The following is a 24,256-nucleotide window of genomic DNA, read 5'->3' as shown; positions in this document are numbered from 1 at the left end:
TTTTTTGAGTTCCCAGCGCGCAGACAGCGCCTTACGACGGGACGGTCGTACGCCGATGAGCCCCCGTGCCGGGTCAGCCGGCCTGAAGACTCTCGCTTTCGTGGAGAGTCCGGTACAGCTCCTGAACGTGCTGGAGTGGGCGCACGCCCAGAGCCCGCACACCCAGGAAGCCTCCGGCGGGGGGCTCACCCTCGTGGTGCTGTCCCCGATCGATCCGATGACCCGCGGCCAGCTGCGCCGGATGGCCGAGCTGGCCCGCCAGGAGGGCCACGAAGTGCGATGGGAGGAGGCACGGGGCGGCGCTATGGCGCCATTCCAGACCATCGGCGGCCTGACGGGCATGCTCCGCCGGGCCGACCGGGTCGTCCTCGGCGACCCCTTCTCCCGGTACGTACAGCTGCTGCTGACCATCACCAAGGCACGTGACCTGGTGGTCGTCGACGACGGCACGGCGACGATGGAGTTCGTCGCCCAACTGGCCCGCGGTGAGCGCCTGGTGCGCTGGCACCGCAAGGGCGGCCGGCCCGGGCCCCGGGACCTGGTCTTCGCCCCGGTGTCGTCCTCGGCCCGCCGCCGGCTCACGCCCAGCGAGAAGCGCCGGGTGCAGATCTTCTCCTCCATGCCGATGGAGGAGACCCCGGCCGGAGTGACGGTCACCGCCAACACCTTCGCCTGGACCCGCTTCCGCTTCGGCCCGCCCCGTATCACCAGGGGCTCGGACATGGTCGGCACCTCGCTGGTGGAGACCGGCGTGGTGGACGGCGACCGCTATCTGGAGGCCGTCCGCTCGCTCGCCAAGGCCCACGGCGCCACCCGTTACTTCGCCCACCGTCGGGAGAGCACCGAGAAGCTCCACCGGCTGGCGGTCGAGACGGGCCTGGAGATCGTCCGCCCGGATCTTCCCCTGGAGCTCATCGCCCGCCGGGGTCCGATCGGACGGACCATCCTCAGCTTCCCGTCGACGGTCGTGCACACGCTGCCGCTCGCCCTGTCCGGCACGGAGGTCCGGGTCGCCGTGTGCGACATCGACCCCGCATGGCTGACGGAGACCGCCTCGCCGCGTGCGCAGGGGTTCCTGTCGGGGGTGACGGGGACGGCACGGGACGTGCACCGGCTGTCGGCGGTCACGGCTGTGTGAGCTACGCCGGCCTGCGGGCCAGCAGGAACGCGCGGGGGCGGGTTTCGTCCTCGTGCGGTTCGCGTACGACCCGTGCGCGGATGTCGAGGCCCGCCTTGGCCAGCTGGTCGGACACCGTGTCCGGGGTGCGCCAGTAGTAGTCGAGCGCGATCTCCTGCCCGAAGCGTTCGGTGAGGCGTTCGTGGCCGTCGTCGTCGCCGGTCTGGAAGGCGAGCAGCACATGCCCGCCGGGGATCAGGACGCGGTGGAACTCCGCGAACGTCGTCGGCAGGTGATCGTCGGGGATGTGGATGACCGAGTAGAGCGCGGCGATACCGCCCAGCGTCTCGTCCGGAAGGTCGAGCGACGTCATCGAACCGACGTGGAAACGGAGTTCGGGGTACGTGCGGGTGGCCAGGCTCACCATCCGCGGTGAGATGTCGATGCCGAACACCGGCAGGCCGAGGGCGTGCAGGCGCGCGGTCACGGCACCGGGACCGCTGCCGAGGTCGGCGACGGGGTGCGGCGCGGTGGCCTGCACCAGCTCCGCGAAGCCGGTGAGCAGGGACCGGTCCAGGGGGAGGTCGGCCAGATGGTCGGCATGGCGGTCGCTGTACGGGCCGACTATGGCGTCGTACGAGGTCCGGGTCGCGTGCAGGAAGTCGGGGGTTTCGGGGTTCACGGGGCGCACGCTAGTGGGGGCGGGTGGGGTCGGGGGCTCGGTTTGGCTGACCGCTGCTTGAGCGGTGCCGGCTGTTTCCCGGCCGCCCGCTTCTTGGTCGGGGGCGTGGCTGGTGGGGCGGGGTCGGGGCGCGGTCGTGGGGCGGCCGTACGTCGGTCGAATGGCGGTCGCGGCGGTGTGGGGTCGTGGTCGGGGGAGCGTGGGGTGGTGGCCGATGCCCCAGGTCATGCGGCGCCTGTGATTCCGGGGGCCGCCGTTCCGACAGGTGAACAGAACCGACGGGGCCGCGGCAGGCGTGGTATCCGTTGAGAGTGGGTACGTGCTCATTTCATGATCCACTCGATCAGAAGTTTGGCGAGTTTACCCATCTCAGTAGTCAGCCATGCGTCTGGCGGCCAGATTTTCTTCCCCTAACGGGTTGAACTTTTGTTGATCGTGGGTCAGTTGGCCACCCGGGCGTTCTACCCTTCAGAGGGTGAAGCAACTGATGTCACTGGAGTCCGAGGCCGATCTCCCCGGGGAAGCCGTGCTTCCCGGCACGCTGCCCGAGGCGCTGCGTGCCGAACTCGTCGCCTTCCGGCGCGACTTGCACATGCACCCGGAGCTCGGCAACCAGGAGTTCCGCACCACCGCGGCCATCAAGGCACGGCTCGAGAAGGCCGGCCTCGCCCCGCGTGTGCTGGCCATCGGGACCGGGCTCGTCTGTGACATCGGGGACTGGGACGGCGTACGGCCCATGCTCGCGCTGCGCGCCGACATCGATGCGCTGCCCATTCCGGACACGAAGAGTGAGTGCTCGTACCGGTCGACCGTGCCGGATCGGGCGCATGCGTGCGGGCACGACGTGCATACGACCGTCGTGCTGGGCGCGGGGCTCGTGCTCGCCGAGCTGCACCGGGAGGGGAAGCTGCCGCGGCCCGTGCGGCTGCTCTTCCAGCCCGCCGAGGAGGTGCTGCCCGGTGGTGCCGCCGATGCCATCGAGTGCGGTGTGCTGGACGGAGTGGGGCGGATCATCGCCGTGCACTGCGATCCGCGGGTGGATGCCGGGAAGATCGGGGTGCGGGCCGGGGCCATCACGTCGGCCTGCGATCGGCTGGAGATCGCCCTGGACGGGCCGGGTGGGCATACCGCTCGGCCTCATCTGACGACGGATTTGGTGACTGCTGCGGCTCGGGTCGTCACTGACGTGCCTGCTCTTGTCTCGCGACGGGTCGACTCGCGCAGTGGGCTCGCCGTGACCTGGGGGCGGGTCGAGGCCGGGCATGCTCCGAACGTCATTCCGCAGCATGCCGAACTGTCCGGGACCGTGCGGTGCCTGGACATCGAGGCCTGGCGGCAGGCCCCGGACATCGTGCATGCCGCGATCGACGAGATCGCCAATCTGTACCGGGCCAAGTCCGAGATCAACTACGTGCGTGGTGTTCCGCCGGTCGTCAATGATTCGGCTGTTGCCGAGTTGCTGCGGGACGCCATGGTCGCGCGGCGTGGTGTCGAGGCCGTCGAGGACACCGAGCAGAGTCTCGGGGGCGAGGACTTCTCCTGGTACCTGGAGCATGTAGCGGGCGCCATGGCCCGGCTCGGGGTGCGGACGCCCGGGGAGCGGACCGTGCGGGATCTGCATCAGGGGGACTTCGACGCCGACGAGTCGGCGATCACGGTGGGGGTGGAGCTGTTCACCGCTGCCGCGCTCATCGACGGTGGCGTCTAGGCCGGTCAGGTGCTGTCTACTGCGGTTCGGCAGCGCCCCGAAGGGGCGCGGGGAACTGCGCGATCAGCCACGATGGCGCCGCAGCGGACCGACGACATATCGCGGCACGTCCAGCGGAGCGCTTCGCTGCGGATACCGCTTCGCTCCGGTTGCGGCCCGGGCGGAGCGGGGGCAGCCTGAGCGCATGGCGTTCACGTCCGGGCGTCATCACGCTGGAGGCATCCCCGGTACACGGAGCGTGCGGACCAATGGGGTGCGGTGTCCCAAGAACACCTTTCGATCCGGTGGTTCACAAGGACGTAACCGGCCATCGGCACGAATGGATAACGGCCACGCGAAACCCCGTTCCCAGGAGTGTCTACGCGCGTTACTGTGCGCCGAACTCAGCACCCACTGCGGGGCTTGGAGAATGGGGAACTTCACGATGCGTCGGATATCCAAACTGACCCGCGTCGCGGTGGGGGTCGCGTCGCTCGCACTCGCCGCGACTGCCTGCGGTGGCACCAGCAGTGACAGCGGTGACGAGGCCAAGGAGGACCTGGGCCTTGCCATCGCGTACGACATCGGCGGCAAGGGCGACCAGTCCTTCAACGACGCCGCGTACGCCGGTCTTCAGAAGGCCCAGAAGGAGTTCGGCTACAAGACCGACGACGTCGAGCCCACCGAGGGTGAGACGGATGCCGACAAGGAGCAGCGGCTGGCCTCGCTGGCCAAGCAGGGCTACAACCCGGTGATCGGGATTGGCTTCGCCTACGGTCCCGCGATGGAGGCCGTCGCCTCGAAGTACCCGGACACCACCTTCGGCATCGTCGACTCGGTCGTCGAGGGCGACAACGTCGCCTCCCTCGTCTTCGCCGAGGAGCAGGCCTCCTACCTCGCCGGTGTCGCCGCCGCGAAGGCTACGAAGACCAACACGGTCGGCTTTGTGGGTGGAGTTGATATTCCGCTGATCCACAAGTTCGAGGCCGGCTACAAGCAGGGCGTCGCGGAGACCAACCCGAAGGTCAAGGTCGTCTCGCAGTATCTGACCCAGACCGCGGAGGAGGGTGGCTTCTCCAGCCCCGACAAGGGCAAGGCCGCTGCTGAGGGCCAGATCGAGAAGAACGCCGACGTCGTCTACCAGGCGGCCGGTCTGTCCGGGCAGGGTGTGATCGAGGCCGCCGCGAAGGCCAAGGTCTGGGCGATCGGTGTTGACTCCGATCAGTACAAGCAGGCTGCGCTGGCCACGTACAAGAACTACATCCTGACCTCCGCTCTGAAGGACGTCGGCGGTGCGGTGTACGCCCTGGCCAAGTCCGTCGAGGACGACAAGCCGCTGAGCGGCACCCAGACCTTCGACCTGAAGGTGAACGGCGTCGGCCTCGCCGAGAGCAACCCGGAGTTCGCCAAGATCGCGGGTCTGTCGGATGCTGTGGCCAAGGCCAAGGCGGGGATCATCGACGGGTCCATCAAGGTCAAGACCGAGTAGTTGCGCGGTTGCGTTCGTGGGAAGCGGGTGGCTGCCGTCGGGGCGGCCGCCCGCTTCTTTTTGTGCCGGGTGCCTCCCGGTGGGGGTGCGCGTTGCGCCTTTCGGTTTGTGGGGGGTCGGGGACGTGGTGGGGGTGTCCGTCCTCGGAACGGCGCGGAATCGGTCTCTCACCAACTCGCCCGTGTTGACGCGCCAACCACTGCGGGCGGACACCCCCACCACGTCCCCTTCTCGCCGCGGACGACTGCGGGCGGACATCCCCACCACGTCCCCTTCTCGCCGTGGACGACTGCGGGCCGTCGCGCCCTGCCGCCCAGCTGTGGGTAGTCGTGGCGCAGGGCGGCGCCCACCCAGCAGGCGGTCGGCTGGCTTCGCCCGGCAGGTGGTCGGCTTGCTTCGCCCAGTTGTGGGCCGCCTGCCCTGCCGCCCAGCTGCGGGCATGCGTGCCGCCTGGGGCGGCACGGGTGGGCGCAGGCGGCAACCCGTTAGCGCCGGGCTGCGCGACCCACCCCCGGCCGGCACCGATCCGCGGCACCCGATCAGCGCCGGGCTCCGCTACCCCCGCCGCGCCGCACGGCTTGGGCACGGGCGGATAACAAGGTGGACAGAAGGGGTTTTCAGGCTGGTCTACGCGCGTTAATCTGCGGCGAAGCCAGCGCCGAAGCCGATCCGTGCGGCGCTTTGTACGACAGGAGCACCACACATGCGCCGGGTTTCCCGCCTCGCGGTCGCAGGCGCAGCGACCGCCTCCCTCGCCCTTGCTCTCTCCGCCTGTGGCGGCACGTCTACGTCTGCCTCGTCCGAGTCGGACGGTGACAAGGGCCTCGCCATTGCCTACGACGTCGGCGGCAAGGGCGATCAGTCCTTCAACGACGCCGCGTTCGCCGGGCTGGAGCAGGCGAAGAAGGAGTTCGGGTACGAGACGGACGACGTTGAGCCGACGGATGGTGAGACGGACGCCGACAAGGCGCAGCGGCTGGCCTCGCTGGCGAAGCAGGGCTACAACCCCGTGATCGGTGTCGGCTACGCGTACGCGCCGGCCGTCAAGGAGGTCGCGGAGAAGTACCCGGACACCACCTTCGGCATCGTCGACGACTCCCAGGTGGAGGCCGACAACGTGGCCGATCTGGTCTTCTCTGAGGAAGAGGCCTCGTATCTCGCCGGTGTCGCGGCCGCGAAGACTACGAAGACCAACACCGTGGGCTTTGTGGGTGGTGTGGATATTCCGCTGATCCACAAGTTCCAGGCCGGCTTCGAGCAGGGGGTCAAGGACACCGACTCGAAGGTCAAGGTGCTGTCGCAGTATCTGACGCAGACCGCGGAGGAGGGTGGCTTCTCCAGTCCCGACAAGGGCAAGTCGGCCGCCGAGGGGCAGATCGAGAAGAAGGCCGATGTCGTTTATGCGGCTGCCGGTCTTTCGGGTCAGGGTGTCATCGAGGCCGCCGCCGCCAACAAGGTGTGGGCGATCGGTGTCGACTCCGATCAGTACAAGCAGGCTGCGCTGGCCACGTACAAGGACTCCATCCTCACCTCGGCCACGAAGGACGTCGCCAAGGCGGTCTACAACCTGGCGAAGTCGGTCGAGGACGGTAAGCCCGAGACCGGTATCGTTCGTGGCGATCTGAAGAGCGGCGAGGTCGGTCTGGCGAACTCCAACCCGAAGTTCGCTGACGACGCGGCCCTCCAGGAAGCCATCGAGACGGCCAAGGAGAAGATCATCAGCGGCGAGATCAAGGTCAGGTCCAGCTGAATATCGAGACCCTGAGCAGCGTGTAACCGCGGGGTTACGTCCGCTCAACGGGGTACGGGGAGGCTTCTCCTCGTACCCCGTTGTCAGCGATGCGTCGCCCCTTTGTATGCCGTAGGGGCGCTACGCGCGTAGACGACCCCCGTCCCCAGGAGTGTGCGCCATCAACGCGTCCAGCAGCCCTCCGGCCGGAGCGGCGGTCCACGGTCAGGTGACCGCCGTCGAGCTCGCCGGGATCACTAAGCGTTTCCCGGGCGTCGTGGCCAACCACGACATCCACCTCACTGTCCGCAAGGGCACCGTTCACGCACTGGTCGGTGAGAACGGTGCCGGCAAGTCGACCTTGATGAAGATCCTCTACGGCATGCAGAAGCCGGACGAGGGCACCATCGCCGTCGCCGGCGAGCAGGTCAGCTTCGGCAGCCCTGCCGACGCCATCGTGCGTGGCATCGGCATGGTCCATCAGCACTTCATGCTCGCCGACAATCTGACGGTCCTCGAGAACGTGGTGCTGGGCAGCGAGAAGCTGTACGGCATCGGGGGGCGGGCTCGGAAGAAGATCAAGGAGATTTCCGAGCGGTACGGGCTGGGGGTGCGGCCCGATGTGCTTGTTGAGGAGCTTGGTGTTGCCTCTCGGCAGCGGGTGGAGATTCTCAAGGTTCTCTATCGGGGTGCGACCACTCTGATTCTGGATGAGCCGACTGCTGTGCTTGTGCCGCAGGAAGTCGACGCTCTCTTCGACAACCTGCGCGAGCTGCGGGCCGAGGGGCTGTCCGTCATCTTCATCTCGCACAAGCTTGGCGAGGTGCTGTCGGTCGCTGACGAGATCACCGTCATTCGGCGGGGTACGACCGTGGGGACCGCTGTGCCTGCCGAGACCACCTTGCGCCAGCTCGCCGAGATGATGGTCGGCAGTGAGCTGCCCACGCCGGAGACCGCCGAGTCGACCGTTACCGATCGTCCGGTCATCGGCGTCGAGAAGCTGCGGCTGGAGGCGTTCGGGGGCAAGGCTCTGCTCGATGACATCACCTTCACCATTCATGCCGGTGAGGTGCTCGGTATCGCCGGTGTCGAGGGGAACGGGCAGACCGAGCTGGTCGATGCCCTGATCGGGCTCAAGGCCGCCGACTCGGGCACCATCACGCTGGCCGAGGAGGAGATCACCTCCTGGACCACCCGTAAGCGCCGTGAGCAGGGGATCGGTTATATCCCCGAGGACCGCCATCGCCATGGACTGCTGCTTGAGGCTCCCCTTTGGGAGAACCGCATCCTCGGGCACGTGACTGAGAAGCCCAACGCCAAGGGCGTCTGGCTCGATCCGAAGTCTGCGCAGGACGATACGCGGAAGATCGTGGAGGCGTACGACGTCCGCACCCCCGGCATCGACGTCACCGCCGCCTCCCTGTCCGGCGGTAACCAGCAGAAGCTGATCGTCGGCCGCGAGATGACCCACAAGCCGCGCTTTCTCATCGCCGCCCACCCCACTCGGGGTGTGGACGTCGGCGCGCAGGCCGCCATCTGGGACCACATCCGCGAGGCGCGGCGGGAGGGGCTTGCCGTGCTGTTGATCTCCGCCGATCTGGATGAGCTGATCGGCCTGTCCGACACCCTTCGTGTGATCTACAACGGCAAGCTCGTTGCTGACGCCGACCCCGCCACCATCACCCCGGAGGAGCTCGGCTCGGCCATGACCGGTGCGGCCACCGGTCATCTGGAGCACGAGGAAACCCCCGAAGACAGCCCTGAGCCCGGCGAAGACGAGGCCCGCTGAAATGAAGAAGTTCGATAGGGAGCGTGTGCTCCTCGCGGTGGCCGGGCCGGTCATCGCGCTCGCCGTGGCCTTCGCCCTGAGCTCGATCGTGCTGATTGCGTCGGGCAAGAATCCGGTCGAGCCGTTCTCGATCATGTTCGAGCAGCTCGGGTTCTCCGACATCCAGGTGTTGATCATCAACCAGGCCTCGATGTACTACATCGCGGCGCTCGCGGTGGCCATCGGCTTCCGGATGAACCTGTTCAACATCGGCGTCGACGGCCAGTACCAGCTCGCCGCCATGATGGCCGCCGTCGTCGGCGCCCACGCCAATCTGCCGGCCGTACTCCAGGTTCCGCTGCTGCTCCTGACGGCTGTGTGTACCGGCGCCTTCTGGTCCGGCATCGCCGGTGTCCTCAAGGTCACCCGGGGTGTGAGTGAAGTCGTCGCGACGATCATGCTCAATGCGATCGCCACGTCGGTTATCGCCTATCTGTGGCTGCCGAACGTCTTCGGCGTCAAGGTCGGCAACAACAACACCACCGGCGAGATGCACGAGTCCGGCTGGGTGCCGGGCATCGACATGGGCGACGCGGGCGAGATCTACGGCCTGGTGTTCCTCGCCGTGATCCTCGGCATCGGCTTCTGGATCACCCTCAACCGCACCCGGTTCGGCTTCGACCTGCGCGCCTCCGGCGCCTCGGAGAGCGCCGCCGCGGCCAGCGGTGTCGACCCCAAGCGCATGGTGCTCACCGCCATGCTGCTCTCCGGCGGCCTCGCCGGACTCGCGGGTCTGCCGATCCTGATGGGCGACGCACATACGTACAACCTGAACTTCCCGACCGGCATTGGCTTCCTCGGGATCGGCATCGCCCTGCTCGGCCGCAACAGCCCGGTCGGGATCGCGTTCGCCGCCCTGCTGTGGGCCTGGCTCGACAAGGCATCGCCCGAGCTGGACTTCCACGACTACGACAAGGAGATCGCGGTCATCATGCAGGGTCTGATCGTGCTCTCTGTCGTCGTTTCGTATGAGGCCGTGCGTGAGTGGGGTCTGCGTCGTCAGCAGCGTCGCGTCGGCGCGGAACTGGCCGCCGGTCATGTCCTCGGCGCCGACACCAACACCACGAAGGAGGTGGCTGGCCGATGACCACCGCGACCGACGTCAACCAGCCCACGCTGCAGCCCGCGGCGCCGACCGGCCGCCGCCTGTCGCTGCCCGTCCTGCTGCTGGTCATCGCCGGAGCCCTGGCGCTGACCTCGATCGTCCGCATCATCACCGGCGCCGACGGCATCACCAACGTCAGCCAGATGTCCACCGCGCTCCAGCTCGCCGTGCCGATCGGCCTGGCCGGTCTGGGAGGTCTGTGGGCCGAGCGGGCAGGTGTGGTGAACATCGGCCTTGAAGGCATGATGATTCTCGGCACCTGGTTCGGTGCCTGGGCCGGATTCCAGTGGGGCCCCTGGACCGGCGTTCTCGTCGGCATCATCGGTGGCTGTGTCGGCGGTCTGCTGCACGCCGTCGTCACCGTCACCTTCAACGTCAACCACATCGTCTCCGGTGTGGCCATCAACATCCTGGCCCTCGGCGCCACCCGCTATCTCGCACCCCTCGCCTTCGAGGGGCACGAGGGCGGCTCGGCCAAGCAGTCCCCTGCGGTGGACTCGCTCGGCCACTTCACGGTGCCCGGACTGTCGGACTGGCTCAGGGATCTCAACGGTCATGGCTGGTTCTTCATTTCGGACATCGCGGGCCTGCTCGGCGGTCTGATCACCAACGTCTCCTGGCTGACCCTGATCGCCGTCGCCCTGATCCCCGCCACCTGGTGGATCCTGTGGCGTACGGCCTTCGGGCTTCGGCTGCGGTCCTGCGGTGAGAACCCGGTTGCGGCGGAGTCGCTGGGCGTGAATGTGTACAAGTACAAGTACATCGCCGTGATCATCTCGGGTGGTCTGGCGGGGCTCGGCGGTGTCTTCCTGTCGATCGTCGCCAATCCCTTCTATCTGGAGGGGCAGGTCAGCGGCCGCGGTTACATCGGTCTCGCCGCGATGATCTTCGGCAACTGGATGCCGGGCGGACTCGCCATCGGCGCGGGCCTGTTCGGCTACACCGACAGCCTCAACCTGCGCGGCGGCTCCGAGAACGTCCACGCGCTGCTGCTGCTCGGCGCGCTGCTGCTGGCCATCGGTGCCATCTGGCTGGCGTTCCGGAAGAAGTACACGTCGTCCGCGATCACCCTGCTCATCGGCGCCCTGGTGTTCACCTGGTACGCCGGCACCAACGAGGTCCCCAACCAGGTCGTCTCCGCCACGCCGTACGTCATCACGCTGATCGTCCTCGCCCTGTCGGCCCAGCGCCTGCGGATGCCGAAGGCGGACGGCATGCCGTACCGGAAGGGACAAGGCAAGTGACCGTCGACTGGGGTGCCTTGCGGGCGGTGGCGAGGGACGCCATGTCCCATGCCTACGCCCCCTACTCGCGCTACCCGGTCGGGGTCGCGGCCCTGGTCGACGACGGTCGCACGGTCTCCGGCTGCAACGTCGAGAACGCCTCGTACGGGGTCGGGCTGTGCGCCGAGTGCGGCCTGGTCTCGGAGTTGCAGCGCACCGGCGGCGGCCGGCTGACGCACTTCACCTGCGTCGACGGCAAGGGCGACATCCTCGTCCCGTGCGGCCGCTGCCGACAGCTGCTGTACGAGTTCGGCGGACCGGATCTGCTGCTGGAGACCCCGGCGGGAATCCTGCCGCTGTCGGAGATGCTGCCGCAGGCCTTCGGGCCGGGGCACCTCAGGAAGTAACTCCCGTGCGGCCCCTCTGAATCGCCTCGGAGGGGCCGCGCACTTTTTCAGTACGCCGGAAGGAAAGCCATGGCTGTTTTGTTGTCGGACGCCATCTCCGTCATCCGCACCAAGCGGGACCGCGGTGAACTCAGCGACGCACAGATCGACTGGGTCATCGACGCGTACACCCGCGGGGAGGTCGCCGACGAGCAGATGTCCGCGCTGGCGATGGCCATCCTGCTCAACGGCATGAACCGCCGGGAGATCGCCCGCTGGACGGCCGCGATGATCGCCTCCGGCGAGCGCATGGAGTTCTCGTCCCTGTCCCGCCCGACGGCCGACAAGCACTCGACGGGCGGGGTGGGTGACAAGATCACGCTGCCGCTCGCTCCGCTGGTGGCGGCGTGTGGTGCGGCTGTCCCGCAGTTGTCGGGGCGGGGGCTCGGTCACACGGGTGGCACGCTGGACAAGCTGGAGTCGATTCCCGGCTGGCGGGCTCTGCTGTCGAACGACGAGATGCTGTCCGTACTGGACGGTGTCGGCGCGGTGATCTGCGCGGCGGGCGACGGTCTGGCCCCCGCGGACAAGAAGCTGTACGCCCTGCGGGATGTGACGGGGACGGTCGAGGCCATCCCGCTGATCGCCTCCTCGATCATGTCGAAGAAGATCGCGGAGGGCACCGGCTCGCTGGTCCTGGACGTCAAGGTCGGCACGGGCGCCTTCATGAAGACCATCGAGGACGCGCGGGAGTTGGCGTCGACGATGGTGGGCCTCGGCACCGACCACGGTGTGAAGACGGTCGCGCTGCTGACCGACATGTCGACACCGCTGGGTCTTACGGCGGGCAACGCCCTGGAAGTCCGGGAGTCGGTGGAGGTGCTGGCGGGTGGCGGCCCTTCTGACGTGGTGGAACTGACCATCTCCCTGGCCAGGGAGATGCTGGACGCGGCTGGTGTGAAGGACGCCGACCCGGCCAAGGCCCTGGCCGACGGTTCCGCGATGGACGTCTGGCGCCGCATGATCGCGGCCCAGGGCGGCGACCCGGACGCGGAGCTGCCCACCTCGAAGGAACAGCATGTGATCAAGGCCCCGTCGGCGGGCGTCCTCACCCGCCTCGACGCCTACGACATCGGCGTCGCCGCCTGGCGCCTGGGCGCCGGGCGTGCCCGCAAGGAGGACCCGGTGCAGGCGGGCGCGGGCGTGGAGATGCACGCGAAGCCGGGGGACACGGTGACCGCGGGCCAGCCGCTGCTGACCCTGCACACGGACACGCCGGAGCGGTTCGCGTATGCGCTGGAGGCGGTCGAGGGGGCGTACGACATCGGGGCGGCGGGGACGGACTTCAAGGCGTCGCCGGTGGTGCTGGAACGTATTGCCTGACGCGTCTGACGTGCCCGAAAGGGGCCGGGCCCTCGCGCTCCGGCCCCTTCTCGCATACCAGAGGGCTTAGCCGAGCAGGGCCGCGATCACCACCAGCACCGGCACCGAGAGCACCGTCGACACCAGGATCGAGTCGCGTGCCAGCCGCTCGCCCACCCGGTATCTCGACGCGTAGGTGAAGAGGTTCTGCGCGGCCGGGAGCGCCGACGTCACCACCACGTCGAGGAGTTGGGCGCCCTGGAGGCCGAAGACACCGGCCGCCAGGGCCCAGGCCGCTGCGGGCTGGCCCACCGACTTCAACGCCACCGACAGCAGGACCAACTGCCGGTCCGGGCCCCGGCCGGGCATCGTGCTGCCGCACAGGGAGATGCCGAAGGCGAGCAGGACGGCGGGGACCGACATGTTGCCGATCAGAGTCACCGGATCCATGACGGGTGCCGGGACATGGAGGCCCGTCGCCGAGACCGCGACACCGGCCAGTGAGCCCAGGGCGATCGGGTTGCGCAGCGGTGTCAGGAGCCTCATCCACAGGGGATCCTTGCCTTCCCGGGCCGAGAGGTCCAGGACCGTCAGCGCGACCGGCGTCAGCAGCAGGAGCTGGAACAGCAGCACCGGCGCCACCAGCGAGGCGTCGCCCAGGACGTACACCGCGATCGGAATGCCGAGGTTGCCCGAGTTGACGTAGCTGGAGCACAGGGCGCCGATCGTCGTACGGCCCAGATCCCAGCCACGTACGGCGCCCACCACGATGAAGACGCCCGCTGCCGCTGCCGTGCTCAGCGCGGTCACCAGCAGGCGGCTGGAGAAGATCACCGACAGGTCGGCCTGCGCGAGGGTGGTGAACAGCAGGGCCGGGGACGCCACATGGAACGCGAGCTTGGTCAGGACCTCGCGGCCCTGGTCGCCCAGGTATCCGCGCAGGCCGATGACGTACCCCACGCCGATGACCGCCGCGATGACCGCGAAGCCGGTCAGTACTCCCTGCACGGGTCCTCCTCAAAGGTGAGAAGGACGTGCCGTATCCAGGGCGGTGCTGATGCGTGGGGCATACAGCAAACCCTCCTGGGCAGAAGGGCCGCAGGTCAATGTGATCCCGGTCGGTGGACTCCGGCCGGGACTCCGCCGCGATGAGTTCTGCCCGCCCGTCCGGTCTACCGCTCGTGGACGCCATGACACCCGCTGTACTCGTGCTGGCCGGCCCCGTCACCCGGGATGAGGTGACAGGGCTGGGCGACGACGTGCGGGCGCTGCTCCAGACCACGGGGGCGGGAGTCGTGGTCTGCGATGTCGGGGGGCTCGGGCCGCCGGGGCTCGGCGCCATCGACCTGCTCGCACGGCTCGAGCTTGCCGCCCGGCGGGCCGGGGGCCGGATCCGGCTCCGCGATCCCGACCCCGCGCTACACGCCCTCCTCGACCTGGTCGGTCTCCGCTTCGAGATGGAGGGGCAGCCCGAACAGCGGGAACCAGCGCTCGGTGTCCAGGAAGCAGTGGAACCCGGTGATCCGGCCGTCTGAGATCTCCAGGACCTGCACCGCCCAGGGAGTGAAGCCGCCCGCCTCCGGGTCCGGCTTGTACTGGGCGAAGCCCGGCAGGCCGTTGACCTGGACCGGCACCAGGTGCGAGCCGGCGCAGGGCGCGCCGAGCGTCGTCATGAAGCCGGTGATGTCCTCGTGCCCGGTCAGCCACAGGTCGAACGGCGGCATCGTCATGATCGCGTCCTCGTGCAGCAACGCCGTCAGGGCCGTCATGTCATAGCCCTCGAACGCCGCGACATAGCGCTCCAGGAGCTTCTGCTGCTCCTCGTCCAGCGGGTCGGACACCACTGCCTCGGTGGCCTTGCTGTGGTCCTGCTCGGCGAGGGTGGCGCGGGCGCGCTGGAGGGCGCTGTTCACCGACGCGACCGTGGTGCCGAGCAGTTCGGCGGTCTCGCTCGCCTTCCAGGCCAGGACCTCGCGCAGGATCAGCACCGCGCGCTGCTTGGGCGGGAGCTGTTGGAGGGCGGCCATGAAGGCGAGCCGTACGGATTCCTTGGCGACCGCAGCCTCTGCCGGGTCGGCGGTGGTGGGGAGCACGCGGGCGTCCGGCATCGGCTCCAGCCAGGTGTTGTCCGGGCGGGGGGAGAGGGCGGCCTGGGCGAGGGGGGTGGAGTCGGTGAGGTCCATCGGCCTGGCGCGTTTGTTGCCTGCCGTGAGCATGTCCAGGCAGACGTTCGTCGCGATCCGGTAGAGCCAGGAGCGGAGGCTGGATCGGCCTTCGAACTTTTCGTAGCTGCGCCAGGCTCGGACGAGGGTGTCCTGGACCGCGTCCTCCGCCTCGAAGCTGGAGCCGAGCATGCGGTAGCAGTACCCGGTCAGTTCGACTCGGTGTGCTTCGAGCTTGTCGTCGAGGTCTGTTGTCGTTGCCGTGCTGTCGGTCATCGATCGTCCACCCACCCCTGTGGCCGTTCCCTGTGTCGTACGCCTCATTGCGTCCAGCACTTGGAAGCTACCGCAGCCCACTGACAATGGCGTGCGGAGTGGGGGAACGTGCAGGTCAGGGGTTTCCTCGCCCCCGCCGCCCCTACCCGTCCCGTCCTCAGGGGGCTCCGCCCCCTGGACCCCCGCTCCTCAAACGCCGGAGGGGCTGACTTACTCAGCCCGTCCGGCGTTTGAGGACGAGGCCGTTCAGGCCGAAGCGGGGTCTGGGGGCGCAGCCCCCAGGGACGGGACGGAAACCCCTCGCCGCACCCGCGCCTCAGTGCACCGCCACCGGCCCCCGCCGCGCAGCGACCCGCGCCGCCCTCGACCCGAACACCGTGATCGTCACGACGCCCAGCACCGCCAGGAGCCCGACGCCCACCGTCCCGGCCCAGCCGCCCGTGTGGAAGGCGACCGCGCCGGCGGTGCTGCCCGCGCTGGAGCCGACGTAGTAGGCCGACTGGTACAGGGCCGAGGCCTGCGCCCGCCCCGTCGTCGCCGTCTTGCTGACCGCCGACGACGCGACCGCGTGGCCCGCGAAGAAGCCGGCCGTGATGAGGACCAGGCCGAGGAGGACCAGGGGGAGTGAGTCGGCGATGGACAGGAGCAGGCCCGTTGCCGTCGTGCCGCCGGCCAGGTACAGCGCGCCCCTGCGGCCCAGGCGGCCGACCAGCCGGCCCGCCGTGGACGCCGACACCGTGCCGACCAGGTAGACCAGGAAGATCGAGCCGATGATGCCCTGGGGCAGGCTGAACGGCTCCTCCGTCAGGCGGTAGCCGATCACCGTGTACACGCCGCCGAAGATGGTCATGAACAGGGCGCCGATCGCGTACAGGCGGCGCAGCAGCGGGTTGGAGAGGTGGTCGCGGACCGTGCGGACCAGGACGCCGGGGCGCAGCGAGCCCGGCCTGAAGTGGGTCGGGGACGGAAGCAGCAGACGGAACGCCACCGCACAGGTCACCGCGATCATGCCGATGACCCCCACCGCGACCCGCCAGCCCCACTCCTGCGCGACCCAGCCGGTGATGACCCGGCCGCTCATCCCGCCGACGCTGTTGCCCGCGACGAACAGGCCGATGGCGGTCACCAGCGCCTTGGGGCGGACCTCCTCCGCCAGGTACGCCGTCGCGGAGGCCGGAAGCCCTGCCAAGGCCGCGCCCTGCAACGCCCGCAGCGCGACCAGCGCGGGCAGCGACGGGGCGAACGGGACCAGCATCCCGACGGTCACCGCCACCGCCAGCGACGCCGTCATCACCGTACGACGGCCGTAACGCTCGGACAGCGCGCTCATCGGAAGGACGAACAGCGCCAGGCCACCCGTCGCCGCCGCCACCGTCCAGCTCGCGTCGCTCGCGCTCACGCCGAACTCGCCGGAGATCAGGGGGAGGAGCGCCTGGGTGGAGTAGAGGAGGGCGAAGGTCGCCACGCCTGCGAGGAACAGGGCGAAGCTCATCCGGCGGTAGCCGGGACCGCCCGGGGCCATACGGGAATCGGTGAGGAAGGGAACGGCGGAGTCGGCGCCCACGGTGGTGGACGCCTCGGTACTGGCAGGCATGCTTCGAAGGTAAAGAGCCTGCCTTCATCCGTCCAATGCATGGAATCGGCATAATCGTTCCCATGGTGCATCAGCAGAGGTCGCAGGCTCGCCTGTCACCGTCCAGTGACACAGAAGACATGACAGGCATGGTGATGTCACTCGCCCCCCGCCTCGCCTATTTCGCCGGCGTCGCGCGGACCGAGCATGTGACACGGGCCGCACAGGAGATGAACGTCCCGCAGTCCACCCTCTCCCGTGCCATGGTCCGGCTCGAACAGGATCTGGGCGTCGATCTGTTCGCCCGCCGCGGCCGGACGGTGTCGCTGACTCCCGCCGGGCGCACCTTCCTCACCTCCGTCGAGCGTGCCCTCGCCGAGATCGAGCGCGCCGCCGACGAGGTGCGCGCCGACGCCGATCCGGCAGCGGGCAAGGTCGCCTTCGGGTTTCTGCACACCATGGGGTGGGAGACGGTTCCCGGCCTCATCAGCGCCTTCCGCGCCGATCATCCGCGGGTCCGCTTCAGCCTCGTCCAGAACTACGGCGAGGCGATGATCGAGCGGCTGCGGGCGGGGGAGTTGGACCTCTGTCTGACCTCGCCCGTCCCGGACGCGCCCGACCTCGTCGCCCGCCGCCTCGACGAGCAGAGGCTGCGCCTCGTCGTCCCGGCCGACCACCGCCTCGCCGCCCGCAAGCGCATCCGCCTCGCCGAGGCCGCCGACGAGGTCTTCGTGACCCTCGAACCCGGCTACGGGCTCCGCCGTATCACCGACGACGTGTGCAAGGAGGCCGGGTTCAAGCCGCGCATCGCCTTCGAGGGGGAGGAGGCGGAGACCCTGCGGGGTCTGGTCGCGGCCGGGCTGGGAGTGGCACTCCTTCCACCGCCTGGCGTGGCCCGGCCGGGCGTCGTCGAACTGACGGTCACCGCCCCGCGCGCGGTACGCGAGATCGGCGTCGCATGGCTCGACGGCCACCCCGACACTCCCCCGGTGGCCGCCTTCAAGAAGTTCCTACTCTCAAAGCGGGGCAACCTACTCCCAACCTAGGGATTCCCACCTAGGGGCGCGGGGAACTGCGCGACAAGCCACCCACGGCCCGCAGTCCGAAGACAACACGCACCCCCGCGGCGCTACCGCCGCAAAGACCGCCCAAAGCCGGAGGCAAGCGGCATACGCAACCCCAGCGGCGGCGGAGCAGCAAACGCGTCCTCCACCGGCCGGGAAAACGCATGCCCGAACAGCGCCCCCATGACGAAGTCCTCCGCGAGGGAGAGGACTTCGTCGCGGTGCTGCTGCAACCCGTGGCGGTCGGAGTGGACTTCGAAGCGGCAGACGTTCCGGTTGGACTTCTTCGCGCGCGACGCGAGCCGGAAGGACAGCTCGGGGTCGGTGCGCTCGTCGTTCGTGCCGTGCACGATCATCACCCGGCGCCCGGTGAGCTGCTTCACGGGTTCGGGTGGCGCGGCCACGTCCTCCTCGGGCAGCCACGGGCCCAGCGCCAGCACGGAGTTGACGGCGTCGTGCCCGCCCGCGCGCAGCGCCGCCCGGCCGCCCATGTCGACGCCGGCGAGGCAGACGGGGACGTCTCCGTAGCGTCGTACGACCTCACTGGCCGCCCAGGACGCGTCACGGGCGAGATGGGCCTCGCTGCCGTTCCAGCCGCGGTAGCGGTAGTGCACGACGTGTGTCACCAGCCCCTGGACGCGGCCCGCGCGGGTCAGACGGCGGCCCAACGCCCGTACGGACGCGGCCGCCAGCATCGGGGACGGCCTGCGGCCGGAGATCTCGTCGCCGCCGGGGAGCAGCAGCACCGCTCCGCTGACCGCCGTCTGCTCCGGGCCGAGCGCCCTCCCCAGCCGGGCCGTGCGAACCGGCGTCGCTTGCTGTGCCATGACAGAACAGTGTCAGAAGTACCGGTGTACGCCACCCTTCGGCACGGTCACCGTTGCGTATCGACGGATTCCTACAACAGGCGCTCTACGCGCGTAGGAGTTAGAGTGCGTAAATGACGAGCGAGACTGCCCCGATGGGAAACACTCCGAGCTCGGACCAGATCCGCCGGGCACCCAAGGTTCTGCTGCACGACCACCTCGACGGCGGGCTGCGCCCCGGCACGATCGTCGACCTCGCCCGTGAGTCGGGCTATTCCCAGCTCCCCGAGACCGACCCCGGCAAGCTCGGCGACTGGTTCCGGGAGGCGGCCGACTCCGGGTCGCTGGAGCGGTACTTGGAGACCTTCTCCCACACCGTCGGCGTCATGCAGACCCGCGAGGCGCTCGTCCGGGTCGCCGCCGAGTGCGCGGAGGACTTGGCCGAGGACGGCGTCGTCTACGCGGAGGTGCGGTACGCGCCCGAGCAGCACCTCGAAGGCGGGCTCACCCTCGAAGAGGTCGTCGAGGCCGTCAACGAGGGCTTCCGGGAAGGTGAGCGGATCGCCCGTGCGAACGGGCAGCGCATCCGTGTGGGTGCCCTGCTCACCGCCATGCGGCACGCCGCCCGTGCCCTGGAGATCGCCGAACTCGCCAACCGGTACCGGGACTTGGGCGTCGTCGGCTTTGACATCGCGGGCGCCGAGGCCGGCTTCCCGCCCACCCGGCACCTCGACGCCTTCGAGTACCTCAAGCGCGAGAACAACCACTTCACCATCCATGCCGGCGAGGCCTTCGGACTGCCGTCCATCTGGCAGGCGCTCCAGTGGTGCGGCGCCGACCGGCTCGGGCACGGGGTGCGCATCATCGACGACATCCAGGTGCAGGCCGACGGCTCGGTGAAACTCGGGCGGCTCGCCTCGTACGTACGCGACAAGCGCATCCCGCTCGAGCTGTGCCCCAGCTCCAACCTCCAGACGGGCGCGGCCGCCTCGTACGCCGAGCACCCGATCGGGCTGCTTCGGCGCCTGCACTTCCGGGCCACCGTGAATACCGACAATCGGTTGATGTCCCACACCAGTATGAGCCGGGAATTCGAGCACCTTGTCGAGGCGTTCGGTTACACGCTCGACGACATGCAGTGGTTCTCGGTCAATGCTATGAAGTCAGCATTCATTCCTTTCGATGAACGACTGGCGATGATCAATGACGTCGTGAAACCCGGATATGCCGAGCTGAAGTCCGAATGGCTGTTTCGGCAGACCGCTTCCACCAGCGGTTCCACGGCATCCGAGGACTGATCGGCTCCATCGGGGCACGCGAAATTCGGACGGCATTCACAACCTGTCCGCATTTCGGTATTTGCAGTTGGCGGCATGGAATGTTTACGGTCGTGAACATATCCCCGTCGACCCATTCAAGGACGCATTCACGATGAAGCAGTCTGCTGCCAAGACCCTCGGTGTCGCCGCCCTCGGTGCCGCCTTCGCCGCGGCCGGTGCCGGCTCCGCGAACGCCGCCCCGGCCGTCGTCCCGGACGCCGGCTCGGTGCTGGAGACCGCCCGCATGGCCGGCACGGCGCTCCCGGCGGAGCAGGTCACCCAGGCGCTGCCGGCCGGCGAGAAGGAGAAGCCCGCGAACGAGACGGCCATGCTCATGCCCGTCCCCTCTCCCGCCTTCGCCGGGTGGGCCGTGGCCACCGGCCTCACTGCCCCCGTCACCGGGCTGCTCGGCGGGCTGCCGGTCCAGGCCGTGCCCGTCATGGCCGTGCCGGTCGGCTGAACGACGCCCTCGCAGCGCGCCGATGGGGCGCACCCCTTGTTTCGGGGTGTGCCCCATCGGCGTTGTCGCGCACGGGACTTACCAGGACGTGCGCGCCTTGTCCTCCGAGGGCAGGAAGATCCACAGGCCTATGTAGAGCAGGAACTGCGGGCCCGGCAGCAGGCAGGAGAGCAGGAAGATCACACGCATCGTGGTCGCGGAGGTGCCGAAGCGCCGTGCCAGCGCGGCACACACTCCGCCGATCATGCGGCCGTTGGTGGGGCGGGCAAGGGCGGTCATTACGGCTCCTTCGTGAGCGTCGGTGCGAGGCCCCGGTCTCCGGCGGCCTCATCTGACGTCAACGCTACGGAGACGAAGAGGGCAAAGCGTCGCTCTACGGTGCGATCCCGACCCTGGGAATCGTCGGGGTCCGACCCTGAGCCGACTCCTCCTGGCGGACGGTCGTACGCCACTTGCGCTCGGTCCTGCGGCGGAGCGCGTAGCGGCCGGCGGGGACCAGCGCCAGATGCGCGAGGGCCACGCCCACCGTGTTCAGCAGCAGCGAGTCGATGTCCACGACCTGACCCGGCACACCCGTCTGCAACAGCTCGATGCCGAGCGAGATCAGGGCGCCCGCGGCGACCGTACGGACCAGGGAGCCGAGCGGGGAGGCGAGGATCCTGCCATGGGCCAGCGGCAGCAGTACGCCCAGCGGAGCGAGCAGCCCCAGCCCCTCGCCGATGCGCCGGGCCGCCTCCGGCCAGCCGAGCGCCAGGTCGGCCCTGATACCGGCGAACGGACGCAGGTTGGCGGGCATCACCCAGGGCACGTCCAGGGGACGCAACGTGAGCCAGGCGACGAACGCGAGATGTGCGACAAGGAGGACACCTCCTGCCACACGGATGCGAATCGCGGCGCCGCCGCCGATGGAGCCTTCACGCTGCACGCCCCCCTAGACGCGGCCCTCGGCACGATCGGTTCCGGAATGTCGAAACACAGGGGGGTGAGGCATACGCCACAGTGCTCCGACCGGCCTCAGCCGTCCGTGACCCCCGCCGACGGCGGTGCCTCCGTGCCCGGCCTGGAGCGGACCTCGTCCGTGCATTCGTAGCGCTGCGGGGACTCGGCGTCCGGGCCGCCGAGGATCACCGAGCCGTCGCCCTCGGCCGCGGCCGAGTCGGAGAACGTGCAGACGATCTGGGCGAGGGCGTAGGAGGTGAGGTCCTCGGGACGGGTGCTCAGGCGCAGTGCGTCGTCGGGGTCGCCGGAGCGCGGGGCGTCGACGGTCATGCCGCCGCGTACGTCCGTGGTGTACCCGGCCTCCTTCTCGGCGGCCGACGGCGTCGCCGCCAGCTCGTCCAGGAGTCCCTGCGCCACCAGCACCCGCCGCTCGGAGCCCGCCGCGCCGTCCGGCACGGGCACCTCCCGGTCGACCGTCACCAGCGACGACCGGCACAGCAGGAAGACCTGCACCGGCAGCCCGCGCGCGGCCTGCTTCGAGACGTCCGGCTCGGCCAGCGAACACTGCACACGCGAGGGCGCGGGCCCGAAGTCGGTCGGCACCTCGGTGGCCCGGATCCCGCACCCGGCCAGCAGCACGGCGAGCACGGGAACGGCCGCCCATCGGCGTACGGTCATCAGGCGTCCCCCTCAGCACGCTTGCTGCTCTTCTCGTCGCTCTCCGGCGCCGTCAGCTCCGACCCGTCCCGCGGCAGCGACAGCGTGAACACCGCGCCGCCCTTGGGGGAGTTGGCGGCGGTGATCTCGCCGCCGTGGATGTGCGCGTTCTCCAGGGCGATGGACAGGCCGAGCCCGCTGCCCTCGGAGCGCGGCCGGGACGCGCTCGCCTTGTAGAAGCGGTCGAAGACGTGCGGCAGGACGTCCTCGGGGATGCCGGGCCCGTGGTCGTGCACCTCGATGACGATGTCCTCGACCGCCTCGCGCACCGACACCCGCACCGGCGACCCGCCGTGCTTGAGCGCGTTGCCGATGAGATTCGCCAGGATGACGTCCAGGCGGCGCGGGTCGATCCGGGCGTGGATGCCGCGCTCGGCGTTCAGCTCCACCGCGTCCAGCCAGGCCCGCGCGTCGACGCAGGCGGTGATCTGGTCCGCGAGGTCGACGTCGTCCAGGACCAGCCGCGCGGTGCCCGCGTCGAAGCGGGTGACCTCCATCAGATTCTCGACCAGGTCGTTCAGCCGCCGGGTCTCGCTGACGACGAGCCGTACGGCGGGCTCGATCATCGGGTCCATGGACCCGGTCTCCGCCTCCAGCTCCTCCTCCAGGATCTCCGTCACGGCGGTGATCGCGGTCAGTGGCGTACGGAGTTCATGGCTCATGTCCGCGACGAACCGCCGGGACGAGTCCTCCCGCGCGGCCATGTCGTCGACCCGCTTCTCCAGCGCCGCGGCCGCGTCGTTGAACGTCCTCGACAGATCCGCCAGTTCATCGGTCCCGGACACCCTGAGCCGGGTGTCCAGCTTGCCCTCGCCGAGCCGCCGGGCGGCGACACCGAGCCGGTGCACGGGCTTGAGTACGGTCGTGGCGGCGGCCTGCGCGAGCAGCGCGGAGCCGATCAGCGCCAGCCCGGTGGCGATCCCCAGCGACCAGGCAAGGGAGTTGAGGTCCTTCGCCTCCGGCTCCAGCGACTTGAGCATGTAGCCGGTCGGCCCGCCGCCGATCACCTTCGTGCCGGCCACCAGATACGGGGTGTCGTGGTCGACTATGCGTTGCCAGTACAGGTGGTACGCGTACTGGTTGTTCGCGTTGACCTCCTGCTCCTTGTTCACCGCCGTACGGAGCGACTTCGGTACGTCCTGAAGCGCGAAGCCGTCCAGCGCGCCGGAGTTGCCGTACACCGTCCGGCCGCTGTCGTCCTGGGCGACGAGCAGCACGCTGAAGCGCTGGCTGCTGCCCGCCATCTGGCCCGCGATGTGCTGGAGTTCGTCCTGGGAGGGGTGCTCGGGCAGGGCGCCGGCGCGGTTCTGCATCTCCTGCTGGAAGTCGGCCAGCACGGCGTCCTGTGTGCGGGTGAGCACGGCCTCGCGGTTGAGCCAGTACGCGATCGCGGAAGCGGACACGGCAGCGGTGAGCGCGACCAGACCGAAGACGACGACCAGCCGCAGCCGCAGACTGGTGAAGCGCAGCCGCGCCATCTGTCCCACCCGAGCCGCGGCCCAGCCGCGGAAGCCACCTTGCGCTGGTGTCACTGAGGAGAGTCCAGCCGGTATCCGACCCCGCGCACCGTCCGGATCAGCGTCGGGGACGACGGCACGTCCTCGACCTTGGCGCGCAGCCGCTGCACACAGGCGTCCACCAGCCGCGAGTCGCCGAGGTAGTCGTGCTCCCACACCAGCCGCAGCAGCTGCTGCCGCGACAGTGCCTGGCCGGGCCGTCGGCTCAGCTCCAGCAGCAGCCGCAGCTCGGTCGGGGTGAGCTGGAGATCCTCGCCGTTCTTCGTCACGGTCATCGCCGCGCGGTCGATGACGAGGCTGCCGAACGTCGCCGCGTCGTTCGCCTCCCGTTCCCCGCGCCGCAGCACGGCCCGGATCCGGGCGTCGAGCACCCGACCCTGCACGGGCTTGACGACATAGTCATCCGCACCGGACTCGAGACCGACCACCACATCGATGTCGTCGCTGCGCGCGGTCAGCAGAATGATCGGCAGCTGGTCCGTGCGCCGGATGCGCCGGCACACCTCGAACCCGTCGATGCCGGGCAGCATCACGTCCAGCACGATCAGGTCCGGCCGTTGCTCGCGCAAGAGCTTCAGACCGTCCTCACCGGTGGCAGCGGTGGCAACCCGATGTCCCTGGCGCGTCAGTGACAGCTCCAGGGCCGTACGGATGGCGTCGTCGTCCTCGATCAGCAACAGGGAAGGCACGGGCTCATTCTGGCCCATGCCGGGGCGGGGTTTCGACACTTGTACGGCTCCGTGCACGTAGCGCTGTTTTCCGTGATCGGACTGTGAGGTGACTGAGGGGGACCCCTGTGACAGGTCTGTGACAGT

Annotated in this window: 23 protein-coding genes; 13 read left to right on the top strand and 10 right to left on the bottom strand. The window is 69.2% G+C overall.

Annotated features, from left to right (window positions below; genetic code table 11):
- The first annotated feature begins 55 nt into the window (after positions 1 to 55).
- The gene (locus KCH87_RS45930) at positions 56 to 1,138 is read left to right on the top strand and encodes a hypothetical protein (protein ID WP_210593930.1); all 1,083 of its coding nucleotides are present in this window, start codon (positions 56 to 58) and stop codon (positions 1,136 to 1,138) included.
- 1 nt (position 1,139) lies between these two features.
- On the opposite strand, the gene KCH87_RS45925 is transcribed toward KCH87_RS45930, so the two are convergent.
- Positions 1,140 to 1,799 (bottom strand): class I SAM-dependent methyltransferase, encoded by a 660-nt coding sequence (locus tag KCH87_RS45925; RefSeq protein ID WP_210593929.1) that lies wholly within the window; start codon positions 1,797 to 1,799, stop codon positions 1,140 to 1,142.
- A gap of 487 nt (positions 1,800 to 2,286) precedes the next feature.
- Here KCH87_RS45925 and KCH87_RS45920 point away from each other — a divergent pair, with 487 nt between their 5' ends.
- The 8 genes from KCH87_RS45920 (at position 2,287) to KCH87_RS45885 (ending at position 12,629) form a co-directional block, all read left to right on the top strand.
- Positions 2,287 to 3,507, top strand: a complete 1,221-nt coding sequence (locus KCH87_RS45920) for a M20 family metallopeptidase (RefSeq protein ID WP_210593949.1) — start codon at positions 2,287 to 2,289, stop codon at positions 3,505 to 3,507.
- A 424-nt stretch (positions 3,508 to 3,931) separates the two neighbouring features.
- Positions 3,932 to 4,975 (top strand): BMP family protein, encoded by a 1,044-nt coding sequence (locus KCH87_RS45915; RefSeq protein ID WP_210593928.1) that lies wholly within the window; start codon positions 3,932 to 3,934, stop codon positions 4,973 to 4,975.
- 703 nt (positions 4,976 to 5,678) lie between these two features.
- A complete protein-coding gene (locus KCH87_RS45910) occupies positions 5,679 to 6,725 on the top strand; it encodes a BMP family protein (protein WP_210593927.1) in 1,047 nt (348 codons plus the stop codon).
- A 208-nt stretch (positions 6,726 to 6,933) separates the two neighbouring features.
- Positions 6,934 to 8,493: an ABC transporter ATP-binding protein gene (locus KCH87_RS45905; protein ID WP_210593926.1), complete on the top strand. Its 1,560-nt coding sequence runs from the start codon at positions 6,934 to 6,936 to the stop codon at positions 8,491 to 8,493.
- Position 8,494: 1 nt separating this feature from the next.
- The gene (locus KCH87_RS45900) at positions 8,495 to 9,619 is read left to right on the top strand and encodes an ABC transporter permease (protein ID WP_210593925.1); all 1,125 of its coding nucleotides are present in this window, start codon (positions 8,495 to 8,497) and stop codon (positions 9,617 to 9,619) included.
- The gene (locus KCH87_RS45895) at positions 9,616 to 10,881 is read left to right on the top strand and encodes an ABC transporter permease (RefSeq protein ID WP_210593924.1); all 1,266 of its coding nucleotides are present in this window, start codon (positions 9,616 to 9,618) and stop codon (positions 10,879 to 10,881) included. The genes KCH87_RS45900 and KCH87_RS45895 overlap by 4 nt, the downstream gene beginning before the upstream one ends.
- A complete protein-coding gene (locus KCH87_RS45890) occupies positions 10,878 to 11,267 on the top strand; it encodes a cytidine deaminase (RefSeq protein WP_210593923.1) in 390 nt (129 codons plus the stop codon). Before KCH87_RS45895 ends, KCH87_RS45890 begins: the two co-directional genes overlap by 4 nt.
- A gap of 78 nt (positions 11,268 to 11,345) precedes the next feature.
- Complete coding sequence (locus KCH87_RS45885; protein WP_210593948.1) at positions 11,346 to 12,629, top strand: thymidine phosphorylase; 1,284 nt, start codon at positions 11,346 to 11,348, stop codon at positions 12,627 to 12,629.
- A 66-nt stretch (positions 12,630 to 12,695) separates the two neighbouring features.
- Here the strand turns inward: KCH87_RS45885 and KCH87_RS45880 are convergent, their stop codons facing one another.
- On the bottom strand, positions 12,696 to 13,616 hold the full coding sequence (locus KCH87_RS45880) for an AEC family transporter (RefSeq protein ID WP_210593922.1): 921 nt from the start codon (positions 13,614 to 13,616) through the stop codon (positions 12,696 to 12,698).
- 140 nt (positions 13,617 to 13,756) lie between these two features.
- Between KCH87_RS45880 and KCH87_RS45875 the strand changes: the two genes are divergently transcribed.
- Positions 13,757 to 14,143, top strand: coding sequence for an STAS domain-containing protein (locus KCH87_RS45875; RefSeq protein ID WP_210593921.1), 387 nt, complete (start codon positions 13,757 to 13,759; stop codon positions 14,141 to 14,143).
- On the opposite strand, the gene KCH87_RS45870 is transcribed toward KCH87_RS45875, so the two are convergent.
- Both KCH87_RS45870 and KCH87_RS45865 read right to left on the bottom strand, forming a co-directional pair.
- Entirely contained in the window at positions 14,027 to 15,046 is a 1,020-nt protein-coding gene (locus KCH87_RS45870) for a sigma-70 family RNA polymerase sigma factor (RefSeq protein ID WP_210593920.1), read from the bottom strand. The two genes, KCH87_RS45875 and KCH87_RS45870, sit on opposite strands and share 117 nt — an antisense overlap.
- Positions 15,047 to 15,362: 316 nt before the next feature.
- Positions 15,363 to 16,640: an MFS transporter gene (locus KCH87_RS45865; protein ID WP_210593919.1), complete on the bottom strand. Its 1,278-nt coding sequence runs from the start codon at positions 16,638 to 16,640 to the stop codon at positions 15,363 to 15,365.
- Between the two features lie 62 nt (positions 16,641 to 16,702).
- Between KCH87_RS45865 and KCH87_RS45860 the strand changes: the two genes are divergently transcribed.
- The gene (locus KCH87_RS45860) at positions 16,703 to 17,665 is read left to right on the top strand and encodes a LysR family transcriptional regulator (protein WP_210593918.1); all 963 of its coding nucleotides are present in this window, start codon (positions 16,703 to 16,705) and stop codon (positions 17,663 to 17,665) included.
- An 83-nt stretch (positions 17,666 to 17,748) separates the two neighbouring features.
- On the opposite strand, the gene KCH87_RS45855 is transcribed toward KCH87_RS45860, so the two are convergent.
- Entirely contained in the window at positions 17,749 to 18,510 is a 762-nt protein-coding gene (locus tag KCH87_RS45855) for an alpha/beta hydrolase (protein WP_210593917.1), read from the bottom strand.
- 113 nt (positions 18,511 to 18,623) lie between these two features.
- Here KCH87_RS45855 and KCH87_RS45850 point away from each other — a divergent pair, with 113 nt between their 5' ends.
- Both KCH87_RS45850 and KCH87_RS45845 read left to right on the top strand, forming a co-directional pair.
- On the top strand, positions 18,624 to 19,787 hold the full coding sequence (locus KCH87_RS45850) for an adenosine deaminase (protein WP_210593916.1): 1,164 nt from the start codon (positions 18,624 to 18,626) through the stop codon (positions 19,785 to 19,787).
- Positions 19,788 to 19,920: 133 nt separating this feature from the next.
- Positions 19,921 to 20,268, top strand: coding sequence for an ATP-binding protein (locus KCH87_RS45845; RefSeq protein WP_210593915.1), 348 nt, complete (start codon positions 19,921 to 19,923; stop codon positions 20,266 to 20,268).
- A 78-nt stretch (positions 20,269 to 20,346) separates the two neighbouring features.
- On the opposite strand, the gene KCH87_RS45840 is transcribed toward KCH87_RS45845, so the two are convergent.
- The 5 genes from KCH87_RS45840 to afsQ1 all read right to left on the bottom strand — a co-directional run bounded on the left by KCH87_RS45840 (position 20,347) and on the right by afsQ1 (position 24,130).
- Positions 20,347 to 20,547, bottom strand: a complete 201-nt coding sequence (locus tag KCH87_RS45840) for a PspC domain-containing protein (protein ID WP_210593914.1) — start codon at positions 20,545 to 20,547, stop codon at positions 20,347 to 20,349.
- A 94-nt stretch (positions 20,548 to 20,641) separates the two neighbouring features.
- Positions 20,642 to 21,193: a VanZ family protein gene (locus KCH87_RS45835; RefSeq protein ID WP_210593913.1), complete on the bottom strand. Its 552-nt coding sequence runs from the start codon at positions 21,191 to 21,193 to the stop codon at positions 20,642 to 20,644.
- A gap of 89 nt (positions 21,194 to 21,282) precedes the next feature.
- Complete coding sequence (locus KCH87_RS45830; protein ID WP_210593912.1) at positions 21,283 to 21,885, bottom strand: hypothetical protein; 603 nt, start codon at positions 21,883 to 21,885, stop codon at positions 21,283 to 21,285.
- Positions 21,885 to 23,402 (bottom strand): HAMP domain-containing sensor histidine kinase, encoded by a 1,518-nt coding sequence (locus KCH87_RS45825; RefSeq protein ID WP_210593947.1) that lies wholly within the window; start codon positions 23,400 to 23,402, stop codon positions 21,885 to 21,887. The genes KCH87_RS45830 and KCH87_RS45825 overlap by 1 nt, the downstream gene beginning before the upstream one ends.
- A 50-nt stretch (positions 23,403 to 23,452) precedes the next feature.
- Complete coding sequence (gene afsQ1 / locus KCH87_RS45820; RefSeq protein WP_055611283.1) at positions 23,453 to 24,130, bottom strand: two-component system response regulator AfsQ1; 678 nt, start codon at positions 24,128 to 24,130, stop codon at positions 23,453 to 23,455.
- Positions 24,131 to 24,256: the final 126 nt, after the last annotated feature.

Source organism: Streptomyces sp. GESEQ-35 (genome assembly GCF_017948485.1).
Taxonomy (GTDB): Bacteria; Actinomycetota; Actinomycetes; order Streptomycetales; family Streptomycetaceae; genus Streptomyces.
Note: the sequence above shows the minus strand (reverse complement) of the source record. Positions and strands in the feature narration are given on the sequence as shown.

Coding starts and splice junctions, on each gene's coding strand:
- KCH87_RS45855 (WP_210593917.1), bottom strand. CDS start 18,510: ATGGCACAGCAAGCGACGCCGGTTCGCACGGCCCGGCTGGGGAGGGCG.
- KCH87_RS45910 (WP_210593927.1), top strand. CDS start 5,679: ATGCGCCGGGTTTCCCGCCTCGCGGTCGCAGGCGCAGCGACCGCCTCC.
- KCH87_RS45900 (WP_210593925.1), top strand. CDS start 8,495: ATGAAGAAGTTCGATAGGGAGCGTGTGCTCCTCGCGGTGGCCGGGCCG.
- KCH87_RS45865 (WP_210593919.1), bottom strand. CDS start 16,640: ATGCCTGCCAGTACCGAGGCGTCCACCACCGTGGGCGCCGACTCCGCC.
- KCH87_RS45915 (WP_210593928.1), top strand. CDS start 3,932: ATGCGTCGGATATCCAAACTGACCCGCGTCGCGGTGGGGGTCGCGTCG.
- KCH87_RS45875 (WP_210593921.1), top strand. CDS start 13,757: ATGAGTTCTGCCCGCCCGTCCGGTCTACCGCTCGTGGACGCCATGACA.
- KCH87_RS45860 (WP_210593918.1), top strand. CDS start 16,703: ATGGTGCATCAGCAGAGGTCGCAGGCTCGCCTGTCACCGTCCAGTGAC.
- KCH87_RS45870 (WP_210593920.1), bottom strand. CDS start 15,046: ATGACCGACAGCACGGCAACGACAACAGACCTCGACGACAAGCTCGAA.
- KCH87_RS45920 (WP_210593949.1), top strand. CDS start 2,287: ATGTCACTGGAGTCCGAGGCCGATCTCCCCGGGGAAGCCGTGCTTCCC.
- KCH87_RS45830 (WP_210593912.1), bottom strand. CDS start 21,885: ATGACCGTACGCCGATGGGCGGCCGTTCCCGTGCTCGCCGTGCTGCTG.
- KCH87_RS45825 (WP_210593947.1), bottom strand. CDS start 23,402: ATGGCGCGGCTGCGCTTCACCAGTCTGCGGCTGCGGCTGGTCGTCGTC.
- KCH87_RS45850 (WP_210593916.1), top strand. CDS start 18,624: ATGACGAGCGAGACTGCCCCGATGGGAAACACTCCGAGCTCGGACCAG.
- KCH87_RS45930 (WP_210593930.1), top strand. CDS start 56: ATGAGCCCCCGTGCCGGGTCAGCCGGCCTGAAGACTCTCGCTTTCGTG.
- KCH87_RS45895 (WP_210593924.1), top strand. CDS start 9,616: ATGACCACCGCGACCGACGTCAACCAGCCCACGCTGCAGCCCGCGGCG.
- KCH87_RS45845 (WP_210593915.1), top strand. CDS start 19,921: ATGAAGCAGTCTGCTGCCAAGACCCTCGGTGTCGCCGCCCTCGGTGCC.
- KCH87_RS45840 (WP_210593914.1), bottom strand. CDS start 20,547: ATGACCGCCCTTGCCCGCCCCACCAACGGCCGCATGATCGGCGGAGTG.